Source organism: Paenibacillus sp. R14(2021) (assembly GCF_019431355.1).
In the GTDB taxonomy this organism is placed as follows: Bacteria; Bacillota; Bacilli; order Paenibacillales; family Paenibacillaceae; genus Paenibacillus_Z.
Window position 1 is genome coordinate 4,462,414 of sequence record NZ_CP080269.1, and the last position, 25,140, is coordinate 4,487,553.

At 56.1% G+C, this 25,140-nt stretch carries 22 protein-coding genes; 16 read left to right on the forward strand and 6 right to left on the reverse strand.

Annotated elements, in window-relative coordinates:
- Window positions 1–3 precede the first annotated feature (3 nt).
- Window positions 4–741, reverse strand: a complete 738-nt coding sequence (pyrH, locus tag KXU80_RS20830) for a UMP kinase (RefSeq protein WP_219835058.1) — start codon at window positions 739–741, stop codon at window positions 4–6.
- 329 nt (window positions 742–1,070) lie between these two features.
- Between pyrH and KXU80_RS20835 the strand changes: the two genes are divergently transcribed.
- Window positions 1,071–1,853, forward strand: a complete 783-nt coding sequence (locus tag KXU80_RS20835) for a polysaccharide deacetylase family protein (RefSeq protein ID WP_219835059.1) — start codon at window positions 1,071–1,073, stop codon at window positions 1,851–1,853.
- Between the two features lie 135 nt (window positions 1,854–1,988).
- Here KXU80_RS20835 and KXU80_RS20840 read toward each other — a convergent pair whose 3' ends face one another.
- Window positions 1,989–5,174 carry a DEAD/DEAH box helicase gene (locus KXU80_RS20840; protein WP_219835060.1) on the reverse strand — a complete coding sequence of 1,062 codons (3,186 nt, stop codon included), beginning with the start codon at window positions 5,172–5,174 and terminating at the stop codon, window positions 1,989–1,991.
- Window positions 5,171–6,865, reverse strand: a complete 1,695-nt coding sequence (locus KXU80_RS20845) for an SWIM zinc finger family protein (RefSeq protein ID WP_219835061.1) — start codon at window positions 6,863–6,865, stop codon at window positions 5,171–5,173. Before KXU80_RS20845 ends, KXU80_RS20840 begins: the two co-directional genes overlap by 4 nt.
- Before the next feature lie 535 nt (window positions 6,866–7,400).
- On the opposite strand from KXU80_RS20845, the gene rnhA reads away from it, so the two are divergent.
- The 6 genes from rnhA (at window position 7,401) to KXU80_RS20875 (ending at window position 12,028) form a co-directional block, all read left to right on the forward strand.
- The gene (gene rnhA, locus KXU80_RS20850) at window positions 7,401–8,060 is read left to right on the forward strand and encodes a ribonuclease H (RefSeq protein ID WP_219835062.1); all 660 of its coding nucleotides are present in this window, start codon (window positions 7,401–7,403) and stop codon (window positions 8,058–8,060) included.
- A 148-nt stretch (window positions 8,061–8,208) separates the two neighbouring features.
- The gene (locus tag KXU80_RS20855; RefSeq protein ID WP_219835063.1) at window positions 8,209–8,529 is read left to right on the forward strand and encodes a thioredoxin family protein; all 321 of its coding nucleotides are present in this window, start codon (window positions 8,209–8,211) and stop codon (window positions 8,527–8,529) included.
- A gap of 148 nt (window positions 8,530–8,677) precedes the next feature.
- Window positions 8,678–9,757: an alpha/beta fold hydrolase gene (locus tag KXU80_RS20860; RefSeq protein ID WP_219835064.1), complete on the forward strand. Its 1,080-nt coding sequence runs from the start codon at window positions 8,678–8,680 to the stop codon at window positions 9,755–9,757.
- A gap of 159 nt (window positions 9,758–9,916) precedes the next feature.
- A complete protein-coding gene (locus tag KXU80_RS20865) occupies window positions 9,917–10,804 on the forward strand; it encodes a M15 family metallopeptidase (RefSeq protein ID WP_219835065.1) in 888 nt (295 codons plus the stop codon).
- A gap of 147 nt (window positions 10,805–10,951) precedes the next feature.
- Complete coding sequence (locus KXU80_RS20870) at window positions 10,952–11,509, forward strand: VanZ family protein (protein ID WP_219835066.1); 558 nt, start codon at window positions 10,952–10,954, stop codon at window positions 11,507–11,509.
- Between the two features lie 6 nt (window positions 11,510–11,515).
- Window positions 11,516–12,028 carry an RNA polymerase sigma factor gene (locus KXU80_RS20875; RefSeq protein ID WP_219835067.1) on the forward strand — a complete coding sequence of 171 codons (513 nt, stop codon included), beginning with the start codon at window positions 11,516–11,518 and terminating at the stop codon, window positions 12,026–12,028.
- A gap of 102 nt (window positions 12,029–12,130) precedes the next feature.
- Here KXU80_RS20875 and KXU80_RS20880 read toward each other — a convergent pair whose 3' ends face one another.
- From KXU80_RS20880 to KXU80_RS20890, 3 genes are all read right to left on the reverse strand, one after another.
- Window positions 12,131–12,823: an NAD(P)H-dependent oxidoreductase gene (locus KXU80_RS20880; protein WP_219835068.1), complete on the reverse strand. Its 693-nt coding sequence runs from the start codon at window positions 12,821–12,823 to the stop codon at window positions 12,131–12,133.
- 78 nt (window positions 12,824–12,901) lie between these two features.
- On the reverse strand, window positions 12,902–13,381 hold the full coding sequence (locus KXU80_RS20885; RefSeq protein ID WP_219835069.1) for a carboxymuconolactone decarboxylase family protein: 480 nt from the start codon (window positions 13,379–13,381) through the stop codon (window positions 12,902–12,904).
- Between the two features lie 187 nt (window positions 13,382–13,568).
- Window positions 13,569–14,261 carry an NAD(P)H-dependent oxidoreductase gene (locus KXU80_RS20890; protein WP_219835070.1) on the reverse strand — a complete coding sequence of 231 codons (693 nt, stop codon included), beginning with the start codon at window positions 14,259–14,261 and terminating at the stop codon, window positions 13,569–13,571.
- 399 nt (window positions 14,262–14,660) lie between these two features.
- Between KXU80_RS20890 and KXU80_RS20895 the strand changes: the two genes are divergently transcribed.
- The 9 genes from KXU80_RS20895 to KXU80_RS20935 all read left to right on the forward strand — a co-directional run bounded on the left by KXU80_RS20895 (window position 14,661) and on the right by KXU80_RS20935 (window position 25,067).
- On the forward strand, window positions 14,661–17,003 hold the full coding sequence (locus KXU80_RS20895) for a putative bifunctional diguanylate cyclase/phosphodiesterase (RefSeq protein ID WP_219835071.1): 2,343 nt from the start codon (window positions 14,661–14,663) through the stop codon (window positions 17,001–17,003).
- Window positions 16,990–18,342 carry an ABC transporter substrate-binding protein gene (locus KXU80_RS20900; protein WP_219835072.1) on the forward strand — a complete coding sequence of 451 codons (1,353 nt, stop codon included), beginning with the start codon at window positions 16,990–16,992 and terminating at the stop codon, window positions 18,340–18,342. Before KXU80_RS20895 ends, KXU80_RS20900 begins: the two co-directional genes overlap by 14 nt.
- Window positions 18,343–18,456: 114 nt before the next feature.
- Window positions 18,457–19,740 carry a M48 family metallopeptidase gene (locus tag KXU80_RS20905; RefSeq protein WP_219835073.1) on the forward strand — a complete coding sequence of 428 codons (1,284 nt, stop codon included), beginning with the start codon at window positions 18,457–18,459 and terminating at the stop codon, window positions 19,738–19,740.
- Window position 19,741: 1 nt separating this feature from the next.
- Window positions 19,742–20,512, forward strand: coding sequence for a lipase family protein (locus tag KXU80_RS20910; protein WP_219835074.1), 771 nt, complete (start codon window positions 19,742–19,744; stop codon window positions 20,510–20,512).
- A 4-nt stretch (window positions 20,513–20,516) separates the two neighbouring features.
- The gene (locus KXU80_RS20915; RefSeq protein ID WP_219835075.1) at window positions 20,517–21,398 is read left to right on the forward strand and encodes an ROK family protein; all 882 of its coding nucleotides are present in this window, start codon (window positions 20,517–20,519) and stop codon (window positions 21,396–21,398) included.
- Between the two features lie 192 nt (window positions 21,399–21,590).
- Complete coding sequence (locus KXU80_RS20920; RefSeq protein WP_219835076.1) at window positions 21,591–22,181, forward strand: TetR/AcrR family transcriptional regulator; 591 nt, start codon at window positions 21,591–21,593, stop codon at window positions 22,179–22,181.
- 219 nt (window positions 22,182–22,400) lie between these two features.
- Entirely contained in the window at window positions 22,401–23,144 is a 744-nt protein-coding gene (locus KXU80_RS20925) for an SDR family oxidoreductase (RefSeq protein WP_219835077.1), read from the forward strand.
- A 146-nt stretch (window positions 23,145–23,290) separates the two neighbouring features.
- Entirely contained in the window at window positions 23,291–24,295 is a 1,005-nt protein-coding gene (locus KXU80_RS20930; protein ID WP_219835078.1) for a LacI family DNA-binding transcriptional regulator, read from the forward strand.
- Window positions 24,296–24,521: 226 nt separating this feature from the next.
- Complete coding sequence (locus tag KXU80_RS20935) at window positions 24,522–25,067, forward strand: hypothetical protein (RefSeq protein ID WP_219835079.1); 546 nt, start codon at window positions 24,522–24,524, stop codon at window positions 25,065–25,067.
- Window positions 25,068–25,140 lie beyond the last annotated feature (73 nt).

Consider the following 25,140-nt stretch of genomic DNA (forward strand, 5'->3'; position numbering starts at 1 on the left):
CTGTTATTCGAATGCCAGCACGGATGCGCCGCTGATGATCGTGCCGTTATCTTGCCCTTGGCAAATTTGTTTCATGACACCCGTTCTGTCGAAGTTGAACACATGCATGGGCAGCTTGTAGTCCCTGGCCAAGATGAAAGCGGACTGATCCATGACCTTCAGGTTGTGCTTCAAGACATCGTCGTAATGAAGGGATTTGAACAGTCTGGCCGACTTGTTGTGCCGCGGGTCTGCATCGAGAACGCCGTCTACGCCCTGCTTGGCAACGAAGATCGCATCGCAGTTCACCTCGATAGCCCGCTGGACCGAAGGATAGTCGGTCGTTACGTATGGCTGACCGTTTCCCCCTGCGAAGACGACGATGTACCCTTTCTCCAGATGGTGAATCGCCCGGAGACGAATGTAGGGCTCGGCTACCGACGCGATCGGTATGGAGGTCATGACGCGAACCTCCTTGCCAAGCTTTGCTTTCAGCACGCCGCGCAGCATCAGGCTGTTCACGACGGTCGCAAGAGTGCCGATATTGTCCGCCTCGGCCCTCTCGATGCCCCAGCTCTCCGCCATACTGCCGCGGAAGATGTTGCCTCCGCCAATCACGAGGGCGACTTCTACGCCGAGGCTCGTGACGGACAGGATTTCATCCGCGATGTGATTCAATCGTTCAGGCTCGAAACCGAATTCCGTCTTGCCGGCGACGGCGCCGCCGCTAAGCTTAATAAGCACACGTTTGTACCTGGACATATTTCCGCCTCCTGTTCCAATAAAAAAACACTAAAGCAGCGAACGCTTTAGTGTTTCATCGAAATGCGAATATGAAAATGAACCATGGAAACGGGACGAATCCTCTGCTTCTTTTTCATAGTCGCACGCCTCCCAATAGTTGGATTAGGTTAATCGTAAACCCGGTTAGGGAAAAAATCAATACGGCATCTTTTCCGGATTTTCCAACGCCTTCTCTATTCCCTCGCCGCCGGCTTCATAGTACGATGGACAGGCACGCATACGCCATCGATTCGGATTTCGTATATTAAGGAAACATAGAACGACTGACAGCGGGGGTACTTACTGACATGAGGAGAAGAAAATGGCTGGTTACGACTGCGATCCTGCTATTTATGGCAGGATCATTATTCGTTACCGCCGATCAATTGCTCCAGTTCAAGCGCACGGTCGCATTTGCGTCGGATTCCTCGCCGCTGCAGATTCCGGTGCTTTGCTATCATTCCATCGCCGATCAGGGCTCGGATAATGAATATGTCGTATCGCCGGCGCGGTTTCGCGAGCAGATGAAGTGGCTGCATGACGAGGGTTACGAGAGCATCAGCCTGCAGCAGTTTCAGCAGCTGATGACGGGGAAGGCGAAGCCGACCGGCCATGAGGTGCTTATTACCTTCGATGACGGCTACAAGAACAATTACGTCGATGCGCTGCCCGTCCTGAAGCAGTACGGCTATCAGGCGACGGAATTCATCGTCACGAACTGGGTCGGAGGCTCGGGTTACCTGACTTGGGAGCAGGTCAAGGCGCTGCATGCGGCGGGCTGGGACATCATGTCGCATACGCGCACGCACCCGTATTTGCCGCTCCATACGGCGAAGAGCCAAACGGATGAAATCGCGGGCTCCAAGGCAGCAATAGAACGCCATCTCGGCACCGAGGTAACGGCGATTGCGTACCCGTACGGCCTGCGCAGCGAAGAAACGATGAAGCTCGCGAAGCAGAGCGGCTACGTCTACGCATTCACCTTCGACGACGGATGGACGTCCTCCTCGCAAAATCCGTACCTGCTGAAACGACTGTTCATTTCAGGGGATATGGACCTGGCGGCCTTCCAGCATAAAATGGAATCATAACGCGCAAAATGGCTGCCGGAATTCCGGCAGCCATTTTTTTGTAAACGCTCGAAGCGGCCCGAGCCGCAGTACCTCGGGGCTTCACGAATTTTCAGCGAGAGGTATCTAGTGCATTGGAAATTGCGAAGGCCTTAATTAGTCGGTCAGGCTGCGGCGCAGCGTGAACATATCCCGCAGCGCATCCGTCGACAGCTCCGTGATCCAGCCCTCCGAGCTCGTGATGACATTGTCGCTCAGCTGCTGCTTGCTCTCCAGCATCTCGTCGATGCGCTCTTCCAGCGTGCCGAGCGAGATGAACTTGTGCACCTGCACGTCGCGCGTTTGACCCATCCGGTAAGCGCGGTCGGTCGCCTGATTCTCGACGGCGGGATTCCACCAGCGGTCGAAGTGGAAGACATGGTTCGCAGCGGTCAGGTTGAGGCCGACGCCGCCGGCTTTAATGGACAATATAAATACGTTCGGCTGCGCTTCGGGCGGCAGCTCGCGGGATTGAAACTGCTCGATCATCCGGTCGCGGGCCGTCTTGGACGTGCCGCCGTGCAGGTAGATGACGGGCTCGCCAAGCTCCTGCGCCAGTACCTTCTGCAGCATTTGGCCCATGCCGATGTACTGCGTGAATATTAAGCAACGCTCGTCTTCCTCGCGCAGCTCCTTCACCATGGCAAGCAGCCGCTCCAGCTTGGCCGACCGGCCGATGAGCGAGGCGGTATCCGCTGCCGATTCGTCCTGATCCTCCGACTCCGGCAACACTTCCTTCGTCAGCAGCACGGGATGATCGCACAGCTGCTTCAGCTGCGTGAGCGCGGCCAGGATGGCGCCCTTGCGCTGAATGCCCTCGAGCTTCTTCACCTGCTCCATCAGCTCGTTCACGGTCTGTTCGTACAGCGCGCTTTGCTCCCCGGTGAGGTGGATATAGGTTTTCATTTCATTCTTGTCCGGCAAGTCCAGCTGGATGGCCGGATCCTTCTTCTTGCGGCGGAGCATGAACGGCTTCACGAGCCGCTGCAGCTCCTGCGTGCGCTCTTCGTCGCGTGCCTTCTCGATCGCTTGGCTGAACTGATCATTGAACGCGCGAGAGCTGCCCAAATACCCTGGGTTGATAAAATCGTAGATCGACCACAGCTCCGACAGCCGGTTCTCAATCGGTGTGCCGGTAAGCGCGATGCGGTGGCGCGCCGGGAAGCTGCGGACGGCCATGGACTGCTTCGTCCCCGCGTTCTTGATGTTCTGCGCCTCGTCGAGACAGATCGTCGACCACGTGTAGCTCCCGAGATTCTCCTGGTCCAGCGTCGCGGTCGCGTAGGAGGTCAAGACGAGATCGGCTTCTGCGGCTTCCTCGAAGAAGGCTTCGCCGCTCAGTCGTTTGCTGCCGTAGTGCAGCATGACGCGCAGCGAAGGCGCGAAGCGCTGAATTTCTTTCTGCCAGTTGCCGAGTACGGAGGTTGGGCAGATGAGCAGGGAAGGCCGGCGATTTCCGTTCACCGCGGCTTGTTCGGCCACATGCAGCAGGTACGTGATGAACTGAATCGTTTTGCCGAGCCCCATATCGTCGGCCAAGCATGCGCCAAGCCCGAACCGGCGCAGGAAAGCGAGCCAGGCGAAGCCGTCGCGCTGATAGCTGCGCAGCTCCGCGTGCAGCGAGGAAGGCACGTCCATAGCTGGCCATTCTGTCTGCTGGGTCAGCTGCCCCATGAGCTGCATGAGATGAGCATTCAGTTCGACTTCGAGCCGGATGCTGTTCTCGTCCTCGGATGCGTCCGGCGCGTCCGTGTCCTTCGCTCCGGCAGTCCCCGGTTGCTCCGCTGCACCGCCGCTGCTAAGCAAATGCAGCTGCAGGACGTCCTGGAAGGAGAGGCCTTTCTCGGGATCGACGCCCGCCATCGCTTTGCGGATTTGCGCAAGCAGAACGGGATCAAGCGGCACCCATTGGCCACGGAATTGAACGAGCCGTTCCCCCCGAGCCACGAGCTCCGCGAATTCCGCCTCGCTTAGCTCAGTATCGCCGATCGCGATCCGCCAATCGAAGTCGATCAGCGAATCGAGGCCGAAGAAGGAGGTGCCGCCCGCGCGTTCACCCGAAGCCTCGCCCGCGCCGGGACGGACCTTCGCCCGCAGGCGCGGCTTCTTGCGGCTTGCCGCCTCCCACCATGCGGGCAGCAGCACCTGCCAGCCGGAGGCCAGCAGCCGCTGGCTGTCGACGGTCAGAAACTGCCACGCGGCTTCGTCGGTCAGCGGGGCGTTCAGCAGATCGGTGCTGCTGCCAGCCAGCCGATCATACGGAAGGCTCGCCTGAAGATGCGCGAGCCATGCGGCGGAACGCTCGCGCACATGCGGCGTCCAGCCCGAGGGCCACGAGCCGAGGGCTTCGCCGTCCGCGGCGAGCCGAACCGGCGCGAGTACCGCCGGATCTAGCTTGTCCTGCAGCATCAGCGCAAGCCGCCAGACGGACTCGCCGTCGCTCGGCTCCATCAGCTGCAGCAGCGGCCGGAACGGCGATGTATCGGCCTTCCAGCCGGCGGCAACAAGCCATGCGCGCGCATCCATGCCGGCTGCTGCCGCTCCGCGGTCGCGCGCGAACAGCAGCGGGAAGTCCCGGCGCAAATCGCCGGCGGCTTCCTCCGTGGCGTAATACCGCTGGAACACCGCAGCGGAGAACGCCGCGCGGACGCCGCCCGCGAAGCCGGGCTCCGCATCCATGGCGGCAGCATCAGCAGCGGCGCCGTCCCAGGCGCTGTCGCCGCGAAGCTCCGCGTCATCCCCTCCGCTGCGGTCAGAGCCGCCGCTTAATCCGTCGATCGCAGCCAGCTCCGCCTCATCCTCGGTGTCGTCGAATCCGGCATCTGCGCCGAATCCACGACCTTCTCCGGTCGTCTTGTCTGCGGCATCGCGCAGGGGCCGAAGCATCCGCCGCGCTTTGAAATCCAGCGCTTCCTCATCCCAAATCCAGTTAAGCTTTCCGGCTTTGAACGCGCTGAAGCTCGGCACGTATTTCCGCTCGTCGATGCATGTTTCCAGTACGGGAGCGAGCTCGGCCAGCTGTGCCGCGTCGCCCTCCCAGATCCACTCGATATGCGACAGCAGCTTGCGGGCGGCGAAGAACGGGATCACCTGCTCCGCCGGCAGCACGACCAGCTCTAGCTCCTGCAGCTTCTCGATCTCCAGCTCCGTCCCGTAGAAGGACGGCTCATGCCAGGCAAACAGCCGCTGCTTGACGAATACGCCGGGCACATAGCCGGATGAGGCAATGGCGCCATAAAGCAGCGCATCGCCATGCGCCGTCAGACTGACCTGAATCGTCATCGTTTCCGTATAGGCGCTCATGACAGCAAACCTCCTTTACGCAGCTCTTCCTGCAGGGCGCGCAGCCTGCTGTTGCGGCTTGCGAAGGCATGAAAGAACAGCTCCCACCGCTCTTCGCGTTTCATCCGCGCGTACAGCTTGGCGAGGCGCTTCAGCAGCTTCACGGCGGATTTGTAGCCGTCGCGGTTCTTCAGCAGCACGTAACGCTCAACCGCTTGATGATAGAAGGGAAGCAGCACCTCCGGCGCCTCCTTCTCCATCGGCTTCAGCATGGCAGCGCGAAAATCCAAAGGCTCCCGGCCGCAGCTCATCTGATAATCGATCCAGCGTTCCCATCTTGAATGGGCGACCAGCGCCTCCTCATAGATCGTGCGGGAATAAGGCAGCATCCCTGCGAGCGTCTGCCACATGGCAGCCTCGGCCTCAGGCAGCCGTTCAACGACAGCCGTCCAATAATCGCAGTACGGCGATAAGTCCTCGCTGCGGTGCCCGCTCAGCAGCGGGCCGGTCGCAACGAGCCAATCTCGCAGCCGCTCCCATTGCCCGTCCCGCTGGATGACGTTCAGCAGCGGCACGACCAAGGCCGGCTTCAGCAGCAGCTTGCCGCCGGTCTGCTCCAGCAGCTTCTGCGCTTCGCGGTCGCGTCCCAGATAGATCCACAGCAAGCACTGCGCAAGCGTCCAAGGCACGCGCGATAAAGCCGCGCCATGTTCGAGCTCCGCAGCCTTCAGCCGCAGCAGTTCCTCCTCGTAGAGCGGGCTGCTGCCGCCGGCGGCAGGTCCAAGCCAGTTCAGCCACAGCGACTGATACAGCGCGGCGAAGCAGTTCAAGGATTTCTCCTCCACCAGCATGCGGTTACGCAGATGATCCGCGGTTTCCAGCAGCAGCCTCCAATAGGCGGAGTCCCCGGGGCTCATCACGAGCTTCTCCTCCAGACTACGCTCGGTGGAAGCGAGCAGCTCGTCCGCGGCAATCTGCGTGTGGTAGCCCATGAAGAAGCCGGATTGACGCCAGTCCGCCTGCGCGGGCTTGACCATGCGTTCAAGCACGAAGAAGGCGGCGTGCAAACTGAAGACCTGCTCGAGTGCCAGCGGCAGCTCAGGCTTCATGGCCTGCAGCTCCGAGAGCAGCTCCTTCGCTTCCTGCGTGCTTCGCACATGAAGATGAAGCGGGCCGATCCGCTGCTGGAACCGCTCATGCCATTCCGATACGGGCAGCTCGGCAAGCTCGTTCTCCGTCAATGTCACACGCGCGGCCTTGGAGGCGGCAGCCGGCGTTCTGCCGGCTGTGCCGTCCCCGGCTGGTGCGCCTGCTCGGGCGGAAGCAGCGCCGGCCGCGTCAGTCCGCTTGCCGGCCGCCGCCCCGGTTCCTCGCGCGGCTGCGGCCGCGGAGCGCGCATTCACGATCGCGGGAACCGGGCGTCCGCCAAGCGCGGCATACGCCATCAGCGCCGCGACCATATGCTTGCAGCCGCGGTTCATGGGGCAGTCGCAGCTGCTCTTCTTCAAGCTTGCGAGATCAAGCGAGACGGTATAAGCCGCCTTTCCCCTTACGGTCGTGCTGAGCCGTTCCGGTTCTTCCATGGCGAGCTCGTCCACACGATTTTGTTTATAATATTGAAACCCGCGCATGAGCGTCAGTTCATCGAAATAGCCGGCGATATCCTCCAGGAGACCGCGCCAAGCCGCGTCGTCGATCGTCATTTGTGTCATGTTCGTCCCTAGACTCCTTACTCTCAATCGTTCTTTCCATTATACCAGTTCCTGCAGCCGCACGACCCGAACGCAAGCTAAAATTCAAACCTGGAACCAGCGAAAGTGTGAAGAAAGTATGAGCTTGCCGATCCCGAAACTTATCTAACAATTATCTGCTACAGTAGGGTTACAGCTATTCCCGCAGCGCCGCATAGGGGCGGATCCAGACAGCATGAGCATTATTCCGAAGAATCAGGTCCGCTTCACCAAGACCCGCAAACTTCATCCTATACGGCTCCGGGTGCAGCTGTTTTTATTTTTCGTTCAAACCGTTTATCCTCAGTTTCATCGTTTGATTCGTGCGGCGGCCTCCTCTTGGAGCCGCCCTTTTTGCGTTCGCTGACAGCAATCCGCAAGGCAGCGGTCAATCATCCTAAGCGACACCGCGTATGTTAAAGCGTATAATGACAGATAGAGGTGCGGCAGCGAGGCAATTATTGCGCTGCTGCCGGATAAAGATGCAGATGAAATCCGAGTCGAGGAAGGTGCATGAGTGGCCAAGCAGAAATTTTATGTCGTCTGGGTAGGCAGACAGCCGGGCATCTACACGAACTGGGGCGAGTGCCAGGAGCAGATCAACAAGTTCGACGATGCCAAATTCAAGTCCTACGAGAGCCGCGCCGAGGCGGATGAAGCCTATAAGGGCGGCTGGAAGAAGCACTGGGGGCAGGGCAGCGGCGCGGCAGCGAAGAGCGGCAGCTCGCAGTTCGGCAGGAAAGCGTCTGAGCCAGATCCGGAGAACGCAGAGATCGACTACAACAGCATCTCCGTCGACGTGGGCACGAGCGGCAATCCCGGCCCTGTGGAATATAAGGGCGTGGACACAGCGACGGGCGAGGTGATTTTCTCCGTGGGGCCGATTGCCAAGGGGACGAACAATCTCGGCGAGTTTCTCGCCATCGTGCACGGATTGGCATTCTTGAAGCAGCAGGGCAGCAGCAAGACGGTATACAGCGACTCCGTCAATGCGCTGAAATGGGTCAAGCAGAAGGCGGTCTCTTCGACGCTGCCGAGAGATGCCTCCACGGCGGAGATTTGGAGCATGGTGGACCGGGCGGTCCGCTGGCTGGAAAGCAATACGTATACGAATAAAGTGTTGAAATGGCAGACGAAGCAATGGGGCGAAATCAAAGCGGATTACGGACGGAAATAAGCCTGTCTGCAGCGGCTTGCCGCAGGCAGGCTCCTGCAGGCAGCTTGGGATGCGCCGAGGTGAGAGCTGCTGTGTGGATTTGTCCGAAGGCGCTTGATCCGCCGGCAGCACAAACAACCTGCCAGACACGAAAGAGGCGGTGACGGTTATGACTCTGCGGGAATGGACCGAACGGGAATGGCTTGAAGGAGAGCGGGCACGGCGCGAAGCGGTGTTTTTCTACACGCCCTTATGCGGAACATGCAAGGCGGCGCTGCGCATGCTTGAGGTGATCGATGCGATGGAGCTGCCCATTGCGGTGTCGAAGGTGAACATTAATTTTGCTCCTTTCTTGAGGGACGAGTGGCGAATCGCGAGTGTGCCCGCCCTGTTCTTGGTGCGGGAAGGCGAACCCGTGCATGCCGAGTATGCGATGCGTTCGGTCGATACGCTTTACCGGCTGTTGAAGGAATTTGCTGCGAATCCATAGGCATGTTATAGAGAACCCGTGCAGTGACGCGGGTTCTCTTTTTGTATGAGCTTGTCTTCGCATACATTGCTGGGGATGGGAAATGATAGCCGTTGTAAGGGATGCTGTAGGCTTGCCCGCCACAGGAACGTACAAGGGAGGAATGGTTATGATCCGGACAAAATCGAGCTTGCTGGTCAAGTGCATGTCGATGCTGCTGATTACGGCACTCATGCTGCTATCGGCCTGCTCGCGAAATAACGAGAGGCAAGGCGGAGAGCGCGCTGCCGATGTCAATCCGAAGAAAGTAGCTTTGAATACAACCGCTCTAGCCAAGCGGCCTGCAGCACGTTATTCGGACAAGGACCTCGTCAAGAAGCTTCCGGGCTTCCGAAACGGTTACAAAGAAGTGAACGGATTCACGATTCACTATGTCGAAGGCGGGAAAGGCGAGCCATTGTTCCTGCTTCCGGGCTGGCCGGTAACTTGGTACGCGTTTAGCAAAATCATGCCGGAGCTGGCCAAGAACTATCATGTTTATTCGATTGACTATCGCGGCATGGGCAGTTCAGGCAAGCCTAAATCAGGCTACGACAAGAAAACGATGGCTTCGGATATTTATGCCTTGGGCAAGGCGCTTGGCTACAAGAAATTGAATATAGCTGGACATGATATCGGAGCCACGATCGCTTACGCTTATGCAGCCAATTACCCGCAGGCTACCCAGAAAATCGTGCTGATGGATGCTTCCCACCCTAACGAAAACTTTTTGAAAATCCCTATTTTGCCGCCGCCGGGCGTTTACGACGAGAATAACCCCGAGCGCCCCAAGTTCTACTGGTGGTTTGCGCTGAATACCGTACCGGGATTGTCGGAGAAGCTGCTGCAGGGCAAGCAGCTGGATATCGCGTATAACTGGATCTATGATTACATGGGCTACAACAAGAACGCGCTCAGCAAAGAGGAACGGGAGGTCTACCTCGCAGCCTATTCCCAGCCTGAGGCGCTTCGCGCAGGAAACGAATGGTATAAGGCGTTCAGGCAGGACATCGAAGACTTGAAAACGTATAAGCCGCTTTCCGTCCCGGCGCTCGGAATCGGCGGCGTGTCCGGTTATCCAATGCTTGAACTGTTCTTGCGCGAACATGCGCCGAACGCGAAAACCGTGAAGCTGGAAAAAACCGGACATTGGATCGCGGAGGAGAACCCGCAAGCCACCATAAAGCTGTTTAGGGAGTTTTTCCGGTAACGGTATGCAGCAGTCAGCCCTCGACTTGGAGACAAGCCGGGGGTTTTTTCGTATGCGCGCGTCACTGCGGAAACTTAAGAAAGATTTTATTTCTAACGTTGTTTCTTTTAAACAGTTCGCTTTATTCTTAGCTGGACGAACGATCAGGAGGAAGAAGGAATGAAGAAATGGCTTTTGCTGCTTGCCGTGCTGCTGTTGGTCGGCTACAAAGCCGTGCAGTTGCAGCACGGCAAGCAGGCCGGGAACAACAATACACCGCCTGCGACAACCGCCGAGCAAGTTCAGGGCCAGCCTCCCGAACAGGATGCAGCCAAGAACGAGCTCACAGTACACGTAACCGAGAATCAGATTCACGAAGGCGATTTGCTGCTGGTCAACAGGGATATCCCCGTTCCCGCGGGGGAACCGGGGTCCGAAGCGGTCGAGCTCTATCGGCACAAAGAGCTGCTGAACGGCTTCGGACTGCTTAATAATACGATTCGCTTGTCGCCAAGCTTAGCGGAGAAGTTCTCCGCGATGGTCGAAGCAGCCGCGAAAGACGGCGTGAACCATTTCATGATTAGCAGCGGCTATCGGGACGAAAACCAGCAGAAGGAGCTTTATCGCGAGAAGGGCGCCGATTACGCGATGCCGGCAGGCTACAGCGAACATAATCTTGGCTTGTCGCTTGACATTGGGTCCACGCTTGGAGAGATGAGAACGGCACCCGAAGGGAAATGGCTGACGGCGAACGGATGGAAGTATGGGTTCATCCTGCGGTATCCGAAGGACAAATCGGCCATAACCGGCACCTTGTTCGAGCCCTGGCATTTTCGCTATGTCGGCTTGCCTCACAGCGCAATCATGGCGGAGCATCATTTTGTCTTGGAAGAATACCTGGACTATTTGAAGCAGCAGAAGACGATTTCCGTGACGGTCGAAGGGCGTAAGTATGACATCTTCTACTATCCCATCGCCGGAGATAAGACCATACATGTGCCGCTGACCGGCGATTACGATATTTCCGGCAACAATACGGACGGCATTATCATAACCGTGCAATCCTGATCCGCGAAAGATCGGCCCGCATAGCTGAATAGCGCCTATACGGGCTAATTGGAGCTGAGGTTTTATGAAAATTTAAGATTTACCCACTTTCTCTTTAAAAAGTTTTCTTTATACTAAATGCTGCAGCCAAGAAAGCGGGGAAGCGGTATGAACGCAAAACGATTCTTAACGGGCCTTATCATTCGCGCGCTGCTTGCCATCTATTTGTATGCCTTGTTCAAAATCATTCTGTTCAAGTTCCGCGTGATCGACGCCGCCTATCTTCGAGAGCAGCTGATGCGGAGCCTGACTCATCCCGGTTATGTGCGTTCGCGAATAGAAGGAAGCAATCTGACCCCCTTTAAAGAAATAGACAGAACGATACATGAATTATCGCCCTATGAACTGGCGTATCTGATCGGAAATATAGCACTTTTCGTCCCGTTCGGCGTAATTCTCGGATTGCTATTCGCAAGCCGCAAATTATCGCTCCTATGCGCGTTCCTCTATTCGCTCGGCCTAAGTCTGGTTCTGGAGGGCTCGCAAGCCGTATTCGCGATCGGAAGCTTCGATGTCGACGATCTCCTGCTGAATGCTCTCGGCGGTTTGATGGGCTGCGCTCTGTTCAAATTCTGGACGGCAGCGACGCGAACGGAACCAAGCGATCTTCAAGATGAGCAAACCATACCGGAGCAAGCCGCAGGCGCTCTGCACGTACAAGGATAAACGGAAATGAGGGATGAAACGATGAGCGACGTGTTCAACACGCTTTATCAGAAGCACTACAAAAAAGTCTATTCTTATGCTTATTCGATTTTGCGAGACCACTTTCTAGCGCAAGACGCGGTACAAGAAACGTTTATCAAAATATTCCGATGGTTCAGCGCCCGGAAGGTGGATGACATACAGGAGGGATGGCTGAACGTCATCTCCAGAAATACCGCGATCGATCTGTACAGGAAGCGGATGAGAAGCCAGGAATTCTCGTGCGACCGCATGGAAGTCATCTCTGGTGCCGTCGACATGGGATTGGATAGCTCCTTCGAGAAGTCGGACGAGTACGAGCTGCTCGAAGGCTTGAACCCGGAGCAGCGGAAGGCGCTGCTGCTCGTATACGGCTGCGGACTGACTTACAAACAGCTGGCGTCCATGCAAAAAAAATCGCTCGGCGCCGTGAAGACGCAAATCCATCGGGCCAAGAAGAAGCTTCAGGCGATGTCGCGTGAAATAGAGCCTGCGTATTAACAGGGGATAAGCCTTTCGTGGCAAAAAAATGCAGCTCGTTCAAATGAACAAGCTGCATTTTTGTTTTCGTACCCTATATTAATCAGCTGTTAAGTCTGCAGCTTAGAAGCGGGCTGCAGCTTCGCGTGCTTTTACGATGGCATTGGCTTTAATATCTTGCGCTTTGTCGGGCTGTGCAGCCATACCTTCAACATAGACCGCTTCAAAGCTTGGCACGCCTAGGAATTTCAAGACGGCGTCAAGGTGCCGGTGGGACATTTCGAAGTCGGCATAGCCGCCCTCGGACAATACGCTGCCGCTTGCTTGGATTTGGAATGCTTTTTTGTCCGTAAGCAGGCCGATCGGGCCTTCAGCGGTGTAGCGGAACGTTTTGCCGGCTATGAAGAAGGCATCGATATAAGCTTTAAGTACCGGCGGGTAAGAGAAGTTCCAAACCGGATTAACGAAGATATATTTATCAGCTTCCAAGAATTGTTCCACCAATTCATTCAGACGGCCGACTTTATACTGCTCGGAAGCGGACAGCCCGTCGAATGCGGTGCCAGCTTTCAGCTTGCCCCATGCGCCGAATACTTCACCGTCGAGCAGCGGGATTTCTGTTTGGAACAGGTCGATGTGGTACACGGTATCGTTCGGGTTCACAGTATGGTAAGCATCCACGAATTCTTTGCCGACGGCAAGGCTGTAAGAGTTGTCGGCGCTGCTTGGGTTAGCGGTGATGTACAATACTTTTTTGCCTGGCGTTTCGGATGCAGCGGATGTACCTGTGAATAGAGTTCTCAAATTGCCCAACATGTTGAAAAGCACGTCCTTTTTTATGAGAGTATACGTTTATGAATGACGGAAATTATCCGTGCGAATAGTCTGGTTCGCCTAGCTTAAGCCTGCTTTGGTCAAACCGAACGCTGCGTCTGCCGAGCCCGGTACGGTTTTGATCGCGATGTTGATTCGGTTCCAGGCATTGATCGTCATGATCGAGAAGGTCAAGTCCGAGATTTCTTTCTCGGAAAGTTGCCCGCGGACACGGTCATACAGTTCATCAGGTACGCCGTGCTCAGGCAGCTTGGTCAGGATCTCGGTCCAAGCCAGCGCTGCGCGTTCACGAGGAGCAAACAGCGTCGATTCCCGCCAAATCGGAAGGTGGTGAAGGCGCAGCTCGCGTTCGCCATGAATCTTGGCCTGCTTGATGTGCATGTCCGTGCAGAAGCCGCAGCCGTTCATTTGCGATGCTCGGATGTGAACAAGGTGAATAATGCTTTGTTCGATGGCACTGTTATTCTCGACTCCGCTCAGCTCCATCATTTTCTTGAAAAATTCCGGTGATTCCTTCATATAATTGATACGTTGAGTCATTTGCTGTACCTCGCTTTATTTTTATTTTGTGCTGCCTTTCTTGCATCAGCGCCGCGCTTCGGAGATATAACGAGGCTATGATTAATTTCGTGACAAACGCACAAAATGCACCCCGAATCACCTGCGGAATTAATCCGCCGACGATTCGGGGTGCATTTTATATAGAAACGTATTTGTGGAACAGGTTTTAGAAGCGTGCTGCTGCTTCGCGTGCTTTTGCGATTGCGTTAGCTTTGATTTCTTGCGCTTTGTCGGATTGAGCAGCCATGCCTTCAACGTATACCGCTTCGAAGCTTGGTACGCCGATGAATTTCATAACAGCATCAAGGTGCCGGTGAGCCATTTCGAAGCCAGCGTATCCGCCTTCGGACAATACGCTGCCGCTTGCTTGGATGTGGAATGCTTTTTTGCTGCCGAGCAGACCAACTGGGCCGTTAGCTGTGTACGAGAACGTTTTGCCGGCTACGCAGATCGCGTCGATATACGCTTTAAGCACTGGCGGGTAAGAGAAGTTCCAAATCGGGTTTACGAAGATGTATTTATCAGCTTCAACGAATTGGTCAACCAGCTCGCCCAGACGGCCGACTTTGGCTTGCTCGGAAGCGGACAGTTGATCAAATGCAGTACCGGATTGCAGCTTGCCCCAAGCGCCGAATACGTCGCCGTCCAGAAACGGGATTTCTGCGGTAAACAGGTCGATGTGAAATACTTCGTCGTTCGGATTTGCTGCATGGTAAGCGTCCACGAACTCTTTACCTACTGCAAGGCCGAAGGAATTTTCAGTGCCGTTCGGGTTAGCAGTGATATACAGTACTTTTTTACCAGGAGTTTCGGATTTAACGGAAGAACCAGAGAACAAAGATTTCAATTTGCCCAACATATAAAAATACACGTCCTTATAATAAGTTTTTTGTAGAATATGAAAAAGTTTGTGCAAACAAAACGGAACAAAGGAACGGGAGACGCTCGGGCACTGCGCAGTACCTGAGGAAAAGCCATCTTGCTCACTAACCTATCTGCCGGCAAAGAAGAACATGTTCGAGAAACTTAAAGTTAAGATAAGTTACTTACAAAATGTATGTTAATAAAATTACGGCCAACTGTCAATGCATTTCGCGAAACTTTTTATTACTAAAAGCAGGAAGCCTGGTTCCAGCGGCCTATATCGGTGCACACACTTATCTAACAGATAGAACGTAATTTGCTAACGGTTGTGTGGTACATTGTCGATAATCCAGAGTAGTAGACGCTTCTGAACATCACCGGGAGGTGACAGTCTTTGAAAGACAAGCAAACAGGCAGGTTTGCCAAACCGCTCGTATTACCGGCCGACGTGAAGCCGCTGCTATTTATTGTTCTGTGCGCTGCGGTTCTCGTTGCGGGCATCAGCGTATTCTCCTATTCCCAGTCCAAGGCAATCCTCAAGGAGAAAATGACGCTGGCCACCCAGCAGTCTGTCCTGCAAACGGTCGACAAGCTGACGATGATCTTGCACAGCTATGAGGATTTGACCTACAACTTCGTCACGGATGCCGCCATACTAAGCTATTTGGCTGACTACGGCAGTGAGCTGAGCGGGCCAATGGATCGTTTTACGGCGGCCAAACGGATCAAGACGACGATTGCCGTCCGTTTCTTCAATAAGAGCGACATGACCAGCGTACATCTGCTGCCGATGCAAGGTTACGGTCAAGAGATCTCGACGAGAAGCACGGTCGTTCCCGCGGAGCAGTACATGCGCCAGGGCTGGTTCGAGGATGCGAGCCGCGCGAACGGCCGCATTCGCTGGCTGCAGACAATGCCGCAAGGCTACCTGCAATCGGGCGTCCCTTCCTTTGCAATCGCGCGCGTAGTGACACTCGCTTCCGGCTTGAAATACATGCTGGTCGTTGAAATCAACGCGCATGCCCTGAACGCGGTGCTGTCGGAAACGAAGCTCGGCGACAGCGGGGAGATGGTGCTGCTGAACTGGGATAACCGGCTGCTCAGCTCGTCACGCAAAGCGGCGATCGGCGAGCGCTTCTATATTCCTTCCGAGCAGACGTCTGACGGAGGCGAGAATGCGCCGGCCATGGGATCGCGAACGGTCCGCCAGGACGGTAAGCTGCAGTTGGTGGCAACGGGCAGGCTTAACGATGCAGCTTGGGAGGTGCAGGCGGTCGTGCCTATGGCCGAGCTTGTGCGGGATACGGACAAAATCCGCAACACCAGCCTGCTGAGCGTGCTGCTGATCGCAGTCGTCACCTTTCTGCTGAACTATTCGTTCCAGCGCAGGCGAAGCGAGGCCAAGATCCGTTATATGGCTTTCCACGATCATCTGACCGGTTTGGCAAACCGTAAGCAGTTCAGCGAACGGCTGGAACGCGAAATCAAGAAATCAAAGCTGCTCGAGCGGACATTTGCCGTGCTGTTCATCGATCTCGACAGGCTGAAAATTATGAATGATACGTTCGGCCACGGCGCGGGAGACAAGCTGCTGATCGAAACGGCGGACAAGCTGAGGAAACGGCTGGCACATATGGGCCTCGCGGCGCGGTTCGGCGGGGATGAATTTCTCGTGCTCATGCCGCAGGCAGCGGATCATGCGGAAATCGAAGCTGTTGCGCAGGACATCATCACGCTTCTGCAGCAGCCGGTGATTTATCAGGACAAGGAGCTGTATGTTTCTGCCAGTATCGGAATCAGTCTGTATCCGGAGCATGGCGAAGACGCTCAAACGCTGATCAAGAATGCCGATATGGCGATGTACAGCGTCAAGGAAAGCGGCAGGAGCAGCTATAAGTTCTACGAGGCGGCGATGGATAAGAAGGCGTACGGCAGCCTGTCTCTGGAGCGGGACCTGCGCAAAGCCCGCGAACGAGGGCAGCTGCAGCTGTTTTATCAGCCGCAGGTTGAATTGACCACAGGGCGGATTATCGGCTCGGAGGCGCTTGTCAGGTGGAACCACCATGAGCTTGGCATGGTTTCGCCGTCCGTATTTATCCCGATCGCGGAGGAATCCCGTTATATCATTCCCCTCGGGGAATGGATTATGACCACGGCGTGCCGTCAGAACAAAGCTTGGCAGGATGCGGGCTTACCTAAGGTGAAAATTTCGGTCAACCTGTCGATTCACCAGTTTCAGCAGAACCATATTATCGATACGGTAGCCCGGATTTTGCAGGAGACCGGCCTGGAGCCGCAGTATTTGGAGCTTGAAATTACGGAAACGATCGCCATGCATGACGTAACGGCGGTGATTCGCACCTTGAAGGGACTCTCGGAGCTGGGCGTCAAAATCTCGATCGACGATTTCGGCACAGGCTATTCCTCTCTAAGCTACTTAAAGGATTTTCCAATTCACCGGCTCAAGATGGACAAGGCGTTCCTGGATAATATGGTCCATTCCGATAAGGAGCGCGCAATCGTCGGCGCAATTATCGTCATGTCCCACAGCTTGAATTTGGAAGTGACGGCAGAAGGCGTAGAGAGCTTGGAGCAGGCAGAGCTGCTGCGGCAGTTCCGGTGCGATGATGCGCAGGGCTATGTGTTCAGCTATCCGCTTCTGCCCGAAGCGTACGCGCAAAGGCTGTCAGAGGGAGTTATCGACGGGGACGGAGGGAAAGACGATGGGCGTTCGTAAGCAACAAGGGAATCGGCCCGCAGCCGCAGCTTTGCTCGTGCTCGCGTTAGCTGTGTCAGGCTGCAGCCAGCCGGCCCAGCCAGACAGCCGTATGCCTGCGGAGCAGGATCGCACCAAGTCTGCGGTGAAGCCCGCTGTGACGCTCACGATGATGGAGAGCCTCACGAATCCCAAGCGCACGGCCATCCTGAAACGGCAGTTGGCGCAGTTCGAAGGACTCAATCCCGGTATTGAGGTCGACTTAATCTCGCCCCCATTTGATCAAGCGGACGCGACGATCGAGACGATGCTAATGACGAAACAGGATTTGGACGTCATGGAGGTCCGGGATGTCAACGTTGCGGATTATGCGAAGAATGGCTATGCTGAGCCGCTGGATGCATATGCCGCCGGCTGGAAGGACTTTGCGACGATAAGCGCGATTCCGCTTGAAACGGGGAGCGCGAACGGGAAGCTGTATTTCCTGGCTAACGGCTTATACGAGCGTCAGCTCTATTACAGGAAAGACTGGTTCGACCGTCTGGGACTTGAGCCCCCGGCTACCTGGCAGCAGCTGTACGAAACGGCCGTCAAGCTGACGGACCGCCCCATGAACCGTTATGGGTTCTCCTTCCGCGGTGCGAAGGGCTCGTCCGGGATAAGTGATGCCATCATCCGCTCCTACAACGGAGAGCGCGTGGACCGAGCGGACAGCGTACTGCTGAAGGACGGCACGACGATCTACGCTTCGCCGGAAGCCGAGCAGGCCATGGAACTGTACACGAAGCTTTACCGGGATGCTTCTCCACCGGATTCCCTTTACTGGGGCTTCAATGAGCAGGTGAACGCGTTCGTCACTGGACAAACCGCCATGCTGCTGCAGGACCCTGATATCATAAGCACGCTGCAGGCGAGCATGAATCCCGCGGCGTGGGCAACTGCGCCAATGCCGAAAGGGCCGAGCGGCAAGGCGCTGATTACGGTCGGCGCAGCAGGCTGGGGAATATCCACGCAGTCGCAGCATAAGGAAGAAGCATGGCGGCTGATTGCCTTCTTGTCGAGTCCCGTCCAAAATACGGAGCTCTGCAAGGCATACGGGCTGGTTCCCGTGCATACCACCGCCGAGGAGGATCCGTTCTTCACGATGGGGCCGTACCGGCCGCTGCTGGACATGACGAATGATCCCGACACGTATCTGTATTATCATTTGCCATCGTCGTATCCCGGCTATGCGGACTGGTCGAAGTTCACGACGGAGACCGGACAGGCGATGCTGGTCGGAGGGCCTTCCACGATCCGAGAGACGTTGTCCGCGTGGGACGGGTTCTGGAAGGAACAGCTGCGGATGAAGCGGCAATAAGGCGTAGGAACGGGCGCTCCGGGACGTTATCGTCCCTGGGCGCCCGCATTCTGTTTTGAGGCGCAAACATGCTATGATGGAAGCAACTAAGCTCTGGAAACAGGAGATGCCGATATGCTGACTCGACCGCGATTTTCCCCCGCCAAGTGGCTGCTGCTTCTGCTCGTCTACGCCCTCATCGCAGCGGCCTATGTATGGTACACCGCACCGAACAACGTGCCTGTCCGTTATGCGGGTACCGCTGCAGATCCCGCGACGTACTTCACGCCGCAGCAGCTGAAGGACAGTGCGGTTCTGAATGCCCAGCGCAATTGGATATTTTTCACCAGCGTGCCGTGGGAGTGGTTGATTTATTTGTTTCTGCTGGCCGGCGGACTGGCCCGATACTGGCGCGATGCCTTGGAACGCCGCGGTTTGCCGCTTATTATCCGGTTCCCGCTGTTCGTACTGCTGGTGGATGCCGCCTCGTTCCTGCTGTACTTGCCGCTGCGCATCTACGGCTACAGCTTGTCGAAGGCGTATGGTATCTCCACCCAGCCGGTTGCAGGCTGGATCCGCGATAAGCTCATAGCCTTCGGCGTGGGATACGTGACGCTTCTCGCCGTATCGGCGGTCGTGTTCTGGCTGCTGTCGCGCCGAGGCCGATGGTGGCTCAAGCTGTGGCTGCTCTCCATTCCGTTCACGGTGTTCATGATGTTCGTGCAGCCGGTCATTATCGATCCGCTGTACAATCAGTTCACGCGGCTCTCGAATCCGCAGCTAGAGTCGAAAATATTGGCGCTCGCCGCGAAAGCCGACATACCGGCAGACCGCGTGTACGAAGTGGATATGTCCACGAAGACGAACGCGATCAACGCCTACGTGACCGGCATCGGCTCCTCGCTGCGCATCGTGCTGTGGGACACGACGCTGAAGCAGCTGACGGAGCCGGAAATTCTGCTTATCATGGCGCATGAGATGGGGCATTACGCGATGCATCATCTGGAATGGAGCGCGCTAGGCGCCGTTGGTTCCTCCCTTGTTGTCATCGCCGTGGGCGGGTGGATCTACGTCTGGAGCCTCCGCCGCTGGGGCGAAGCGTGGGGCATCCGCAGCCGCTCGGACCTTGCGGCGCTGCCGTTGCTGCTGCTCATTCTGGCGGTGCTCTCCTTCGCGGCGCTGCCCGTCAGCAATTATGTGTCCCGCCATGCGGAATCTTCGGCGGACGCTTATGCGCTGCGGCTGCTGAACAGCGCGGACGGCTCGGTGTCCATGCAGCAGAAGACGGGCGTTATTACGCTGAGCGACGTGAACCCGCCGCTGCTCGTGCGTTGGTTCCGCGACGATCATCCCAGCGACATGGAACGGATTATCGCGGCGATGGCGTTCGAGAAGCCGCATGGGAAGAAGGGCTCTTAATATGACGTCATCCGGGGAAGCGAAGGATGTGTCGCTGTATTTGCTTGGCGGTCTTGCGACGGCGCCGCAATTCATGGAGAGCTTTCGCGGCGCGTTGCATGGTATAATGGAGCGAGATGGGTATCATGTCCGGACATCGCAGCTGCTCTTTCCTTACGGAGACTGGAGTCGGAACGTCATTCGGCAGGTTTGGGAGATCGGCCGGGATATGCGGCTCGACGTGAAACGGTTCGGGCGCTCCATCGGGGGCAAGCGAGCCGTGGAAGCCATCGCCGCCGGCCGGGAGGCAGGACGTACCATGGGCCGGCGTATTCTCATCGGCCACAGCGGCGGCGGCGTTGCCGCCGTTCATGCCGCCCGGCAGCTGCTGGAGACAGAGGGCGGCCCGCCGAGCCCGGTGATCATGATCGGTTCGCCGCGCTGCCGGATACCGGAGACGCTTCGGCAGTCGGTGTTGTACATATATGCGATATCGCCGGATGCCGGGCCTTCGGCAGCAGCTGCGGTTACGGTCGATTCCATCTGCCGCTTAGGCACGTTTGGCGGCTGGGGCCGCGCTGAAGCGGGCAGCGGACGCCGGACAGGCAGGATGGGCTGGCAGCAGAACAAGCATGCGCCGGCTGCAGGCTGCGGCGTGCCGATTATCGGGAAGCATGCGGATTATTTCCGCGAACATGAACCTTACATCAATGGATTGGGATTGACCAACCAGTGGCTTACGCTTCGCGCGCTCTTGCCCTGGCTGAGAGAGAGACTAGAGGAGGACGAATAAGGCTATGCGTATTGGAGCAATTGAAGCAGGCGGAACGAAGTTTGTTTGCGGAATCGGTAACGAGGAAGGGACGATCCTGGAGCGGGTAAGCTTCCCGACGGAGCGTCCGGAAGTGACGCTTGCTAACGTCATTAACTATTTCCGTGACAAGGAAGTGGAAGCGATCGGTATCGGCTCCTTCGGCCCGATCAACATCGATTCGTCAAGCGAGCAGTACGGTTATGTCACGACGACTCCGAAGCCGGGCTGGGGCAACTATCCGTTCCTGCCTGAGCTTCGTAACATATTCGATGTTCCGTTCGGCTGGGATACCGACGTGAATGCAGCGGCGCTTGGCGAAGCCACATGGGGGGCAGCGGCAGGCCTCGACAGCTGCCTCTACTACACCATTGGCACAGGCGTAGGCGTAGGCGTTTATGCTGAAGGCAAGCTCGTGCACGGCCTTGTCCATCCCGAAGGCGGACATGTCCTGACACGCCGCCATCCGGAGGATCATTATGAAGGATTCTGCCCTTATCACGGCGATTGCCTGGAGGGCATGGCGGCCGGACCTGCGCTGGAAGGCCGCTGGAAAGTGAAGGGCAGCGAGCTGGCTGTCGATCACCCGGCCTGGGCGATGGAAGCATTCTATATCGGCCAAGCCGTTGCAGGCGCGATTCTGCTGCTGTCGCCGAAGAAGGTCATTCTGGGCGGCGGCGTCATGCATCAGATGCAGCTGTTCCCGCTTATTCGCGAAGAAGTGCGCAAGAACCTGAACGGCTACGTCAGCGCGGAAGCGGTTCTGGCCGGCATCGACGATTACATCGTACCGCCGGGCCTGGGCGACAATGCCGGCCTAAGCGGTTCGTTAGCACTTGGATTGCGCGCGCTTGGCGCAAAAGCATAAGCATTATCAGCGGCAGCCCGGACACGAGGAGCATCGTGGACGGGCTGCTTTTTTACTTGCGATCACAGGCAGATACAGATGTGATTGCGTATAGAATTTGCAATACAAATGACAAAATAATGATATTGTTCTTTGTATCGGACAATAATTGATGCTATGATGAAGCAAAGATTATGAAGGGGCCGATTCACGATGACAACGAACGAGCTGCCATTAACGAAAAACGCGATCTTGGATGCGGCGGAAACCGTACTTCGTCGTTACGGTCCGGATAAGACGTCGGTCGTCGATATTGCCAAGGCACTGCAAGTCAGCCACGGCACGCTGTACCGGCATTTCGCGAGCAAAACCGCGTTGCGCGAAGCTGTTACGGAGCGATGGCTGCAATCCAGCATTTCGATTCCGCTGGCGAAGATCGCCGAACAAACGGAAGGCAGTGCTGCCGCTCAGCTGCGTTTGTGGATAGAAACGCTCATACGCGCCAAATGGAAATTCGCACTAGAGGATGCGGAGATGTTCGGTATGTACGCGGCGGTCACGGTTTCCGCCGTGGAGATCATCGCCGTTCATGTGGAACAGTTGATAGCCCAGCTTGCGTTCATTATTGAACGGGGCATGGCCTCGGGCGAGTTTAAGCCTGGACAGCCGCTCGCACTAGCCAAAGCGGTATTCGTCGCCACGTCACGGTTTCACCACCCGTCGCATGCTTATGAATGGACGGGAGAAGCCGTGGAGGCTGAATTCGAGTCGGTCTGGCAGCTGCTGCTTCTCGGACTTGTGTAAAGCGGCACTTGAATAAGAGAGACACTTCTAACACAATTTAATGTGGTTAGAAGTGTCTTTTTTGTATGGGAACAGGCTGGAAAGCAGCGAACTTAATTATCAATTGAATGACAAAATAACAAATATGTTATTTGACATTTGTTTTGTGTCGTCATATACTCATACCATCACATCGTCCTTATTTGAATGAACCTATAATCCGAAAAGGCGGGATAACGCATGGGTAATAACTTCACAGGCAAAGTCGCATTGGTCACAGGGGCTTCAAGAGGTATGGGCAGGAAAATCGCCGAGCAGCTGGCTGAAGCCGGAGCGAAGGTCGTCGTCAATTATGCAAGCAGCCCGGATAAAGCGGAGGAAGTCGTCTCCGGCATCAAACAGCGGGGCGGAGAAGCGGTTGCCATTCAAGCTGATGTCAGCAAGCTGGCTGAGATCGAGTACTTGTTCCGTCAGACGCTGGACGCATACGGCGGGCTCGATATCCTCGTTAACAACGCAGGCATCATGATTACGAAGCCGATTGTGAATATGACCGAAGACGATTTCGACAGACAATTCAATATCAACGTCAAAGGCACGTACTTTGCGATTCAGCAGGCCGCTCTGCACATGAATCCAAACGGGCGCATCATTAATTTCTCCACCTCGGTGGTAGGCGCGATGTTTCCGACGTACAGCGTATATGCCGGTACCAAGGGCGCTGTCGAACAATTCTCCCGCCAGCTGGCGAAAGAGTTCGGGCCGAAGGGCATTACGATCAATACAATCGCCCCTGGCCCGATCAACACGGAGCTCTTCACGATAGGCAAGTCGGAGGAGCAGCTGAAAGCGATGAGCGGCATGAATGCGTTCGGACGCCTCGGGGAGCCGGACGATATCTCAAGAATCGTACTGTTCCTCGCAAGCGAAGATTCGCAATGGGTAACGGGGCAGACGCTTCGCGCGAATGGCGGGTTTGTTTAAGGGGCATAGTAACGTTGATGATTTCAACGTGCCGCTCGATAAAATATAGAAAATCGGCGCCCGGCGAAAGCCAGGCGCTTATTTTGTTTGGGAGCTAAGGAGACGACGGCTGCATCGTAACAACTATGGAACAGGTGGCGGATAGGATGCCTGCAGATATAAGACAGGTCGCGGAGCTGGCAGGTGTATCGATTGCAACGGTATCCCATGTCATTAATAACACCCGGTACGTGACGGATGGTACGAAGAAGAAGGTTCAAGAAGCGATGGAGGCCCTTCAGTACAAACCGAATTCGGTAGCCCGGAGCTTGCGCAGCCACAAGTCCAATACGATCGGATTGATTTTCCCGGTACTGCCGTCGGATACGTCGAATTTCTTCTTCGCCAACGTTGCGCACGGGGTTCAGACCAAGATGAAGCAGCACGGCTATCAGCTGCTGCTCAGCACCAATTCCACGGAATCGGTGGAGGATGAGAAGGAGCAGATCGAGCTTTTCAACAGCAAGCTGATCGATGGGCTTATTCTTGCGCCGGCATCGGAGGAGCTCAGTCATTTGAAGGAAATTGTCTCCAATGAATATCCGGTGGTGTTCATCGACCGCCGGGCGAGAGGCTATGAAGCGGATTGCATTCTCTCCGACAATTACATGGGCTCCTATGAAGCGGTAAAGCTTCTGATCGAAAAGGGGCATCGGAAAATCGGCTTGATAACGGGCAATCGAGGCGTTTCGACAAACAATGACAGAGTGCGGGCTTACAAGCAAGCACTGGTGGATTACGGTATTTCGTATATGCCGGGGAGAATAATCGAAGGAAGATCCAGCTTCGAGGACGGTTATGCCTGCGGGCTGCGGATGCTGGAACAGCCGGACATAACGGCATTGTTCGTAACGAACAATATTTTGACCATGGGCGTAATGGGAGCGCTGCAGGAGCGGGGAATTCGGATTCCGGAGCAGATGGCCGTCATTGGGTTCGACGATTATGACTGGACGCGGATAACGACACCGCCGCTGACTGTTATTCGGCAGCCCTCCTACGAGCTTGGGGAGAAGGCGGCGGAGATTATGCTGGAGCGTATTGCGAAGGTCGATAAGCCTCCGCAGGAATACAGCCTGCCGACGGAATTGATCGTAAGGGATTCGTGCTGAGCGGGACTGCGAAGCCGGATGCCGCTAGAGCCGGGAGCTGATTGCGTTTGGGGCATTTAGGAAGACGGAGGAGCTGTTCAAGTGGTCGCGTTCATGTGACAACTGTCAGCTTCTTTTTCTTTTTAAGGGATCGCCTTATAAGAGGAAGGCCGCTGTCATATGTTTTCATTCGAAATCGGGCTATACTAGCTGAATACCAAATACTTCTAAACGAGGAGGGACGTCCATGAATCCTATCGCCCAAACAGTTCCGTACGGCTACGAGCCGCCCGCCGACAAACGCAAAGGAACGCTCATCGTCTACGATACCTTTCAGCGTTTGGCGGATGATGCGCTTTCGTTTGCGGCAGAGACGGCCGTCTTGCATGCTTTTGCCAAACTCGTGCTGTATCCGCTGCATGAGGAGACGGTGAGGCGGATGACGAAGGAGCCCGTTCTGCCTTATCATAAGCGGCTGAACCGCCTGCAGGCATGGAAACGCGAATATGAAGAAAATCACGGACGCGGGACATTAGCCGTTGTCGTCGAGGGCTTGGAGGGGAAACGAAAAAAGTATACTCCGATGGAGGCGGCGCTGCGTCATTTGGCGGAGGCTTATCCGTCGCCGTACTTCCTGCTTCTCACGCCGGACATGGCGAACCTGTTCGCTTCGTTCAACTCGTTCGAGGAATGGATCGTGAAGCTCCGTCTTCTGCTCTCATCGGAGCCGGAGACGCTGCACCCGCGGCTTGCGAAATTCAGGCATCGCTGGGACGTGGCGAAGCGGACGTAGCAGTCCGTCTATAAGAGCAAGATGCACATGATCAACGTTAATTCTCAAAAAAAACCATAAATGCCTTTAAACT

Bases quoted from the DNA above. Each gene is read 5' to 3' on its own strand.
- pyrH (WP_219835058.1), bottom strand. From the start codon at position 741: ATGTCCAGGTACAAACGTGTGCTTATTAAGCTTAGCGGCGGCGCCGTC.
- KXU80_RS20835 (WP_219835059.1), top strand. From the start codon at position 1,071: ATGAGGAGAAGAAAATGGCTGGTTACGACTGCGATCCTGCTATTTATG.
- KXU80_RS20840 (WP_219835060.1), bottom strand. From the start codon at position 5,174: ATGAGCGCCTATACGGAAACGATGACGATTCAGGTCAGTCTGACGGCG.
- KXU80_RS20845 (WP_219835061.1), bottom strand. From the start codon at position 6,865: ATGACACAAATGACGATCGACGACGCGGCTTGGCGCGGTCTCCTGGAG.
- KXU80_RS20855 (WP_219835063.1), top strand. From the start codon at position 8,209: ATGACTCTGCGGGAATGGACCGAACGGGAATGGCTTGAAGGAGAGCGG.
- KXU80_RS20860 (WP_219835064.1), top strand. From the start codon at position 8,678: ATGATCCGGACAAAATCGAGCTTGCTGGTCAAGTGCATGTCGATGCTG.
- KXU80_RS20865 (WP_219835065.1), top strand. From the start codon at position 9,917: ATGAAGAAATGGCTTTTGCTGCTTGCCGTGCTGCTGTTGGTCGGCTAC.
- KXU80_RS20870 (WP_219835066.1), top strand. From the start codon at position 10,952: ATGAACGCAAAACGATTCTTAACGGGCCTTATCATTCGCGCGCTGCTT.
- KXU80_RS20875 (WP_219835067.1), top strand. From the start codon at position 11,516: ATGAGGGATGAAACGATGAGCGACGTGTTCAACACGCTTTATCAGAAG.
- KXU80_RS20880 (WP_219835068.1), bottom strand. From the start codon at position 12,823: ATGTTGGGCAATTTGAGAACTCTATTCACAGGTACATCCGCTGCATCC.
- KXU80_RS20885 (WP_219835069.1), bottom strand. From the start codon at position 13,381: ATGACTCAACGTATCAATTATATGAAGGAATCACCGGAATTTTTCAAG.
- KXU80_RS20890 (WP_219835070.1), bottom strand. From the start codon at position 14,261: ATGTTGGGCAAATTGAAATCTTTGTTCTCTGGTTCTTCCGTTAAATCC.
- KXU80_RS20900 (WP_219835072.1), top strand. From the start codon at position 16,990: ATGGGCGTTCGTAAGCAACAAGGGAATCGGCCCGCAGCCGCAGCTTTG.
- KXU80_RS20905 (WP_219835073.1), top strand. From the start codon at position 18,457: ATGCTGACTCGACCGCGATTTTCCCCCGCCAAGTGGCTGCTGCTTCTG.
- KXU80_RS20910 (WP_219835074.1), top strand. From the start codon at position 19,742: ATGACGTCATCCGGGGAAGCGAAGGATGTGTCGCTGTATTTGCTTGGC.
- KXU80_RS20915 (WP_219835075.1), top strand. From the start codon at position 20,517: ATGCGTATTGGAGCAATTGAAGCAGGCGGAACGAAGTTTGTTTGCGGA.
- KXU80_RS20920 (WP_219835076.1), top strand. From the start codon at position 21,591: ATGACAACGAACGAGCTGCCATTAACGAAAAACGCGATCTTGGATGCG.
- KXU80_RS20925 (WP_219835077.1), top strand. From the start codon at position 22,401: ATGGGTAATAACTTCACAGGCAAAGTCGCATTGGTCACAGGGGCTTCA.
- KXU80_RS20930 (WP_219835078.1), top strand. From the start codon at position 23,291: ATGCCTGCAGATATAAGACAGGTCGCGGAGCTGGCAGGTGTATCGATT.
- KXU80_RS20935 (WP_219835079.1), top strand. From the start codon at position 24,522: ATGAATCCTATCGCCCAAACAGTTCCGTACGGCTACGAGCCGCCCGCC.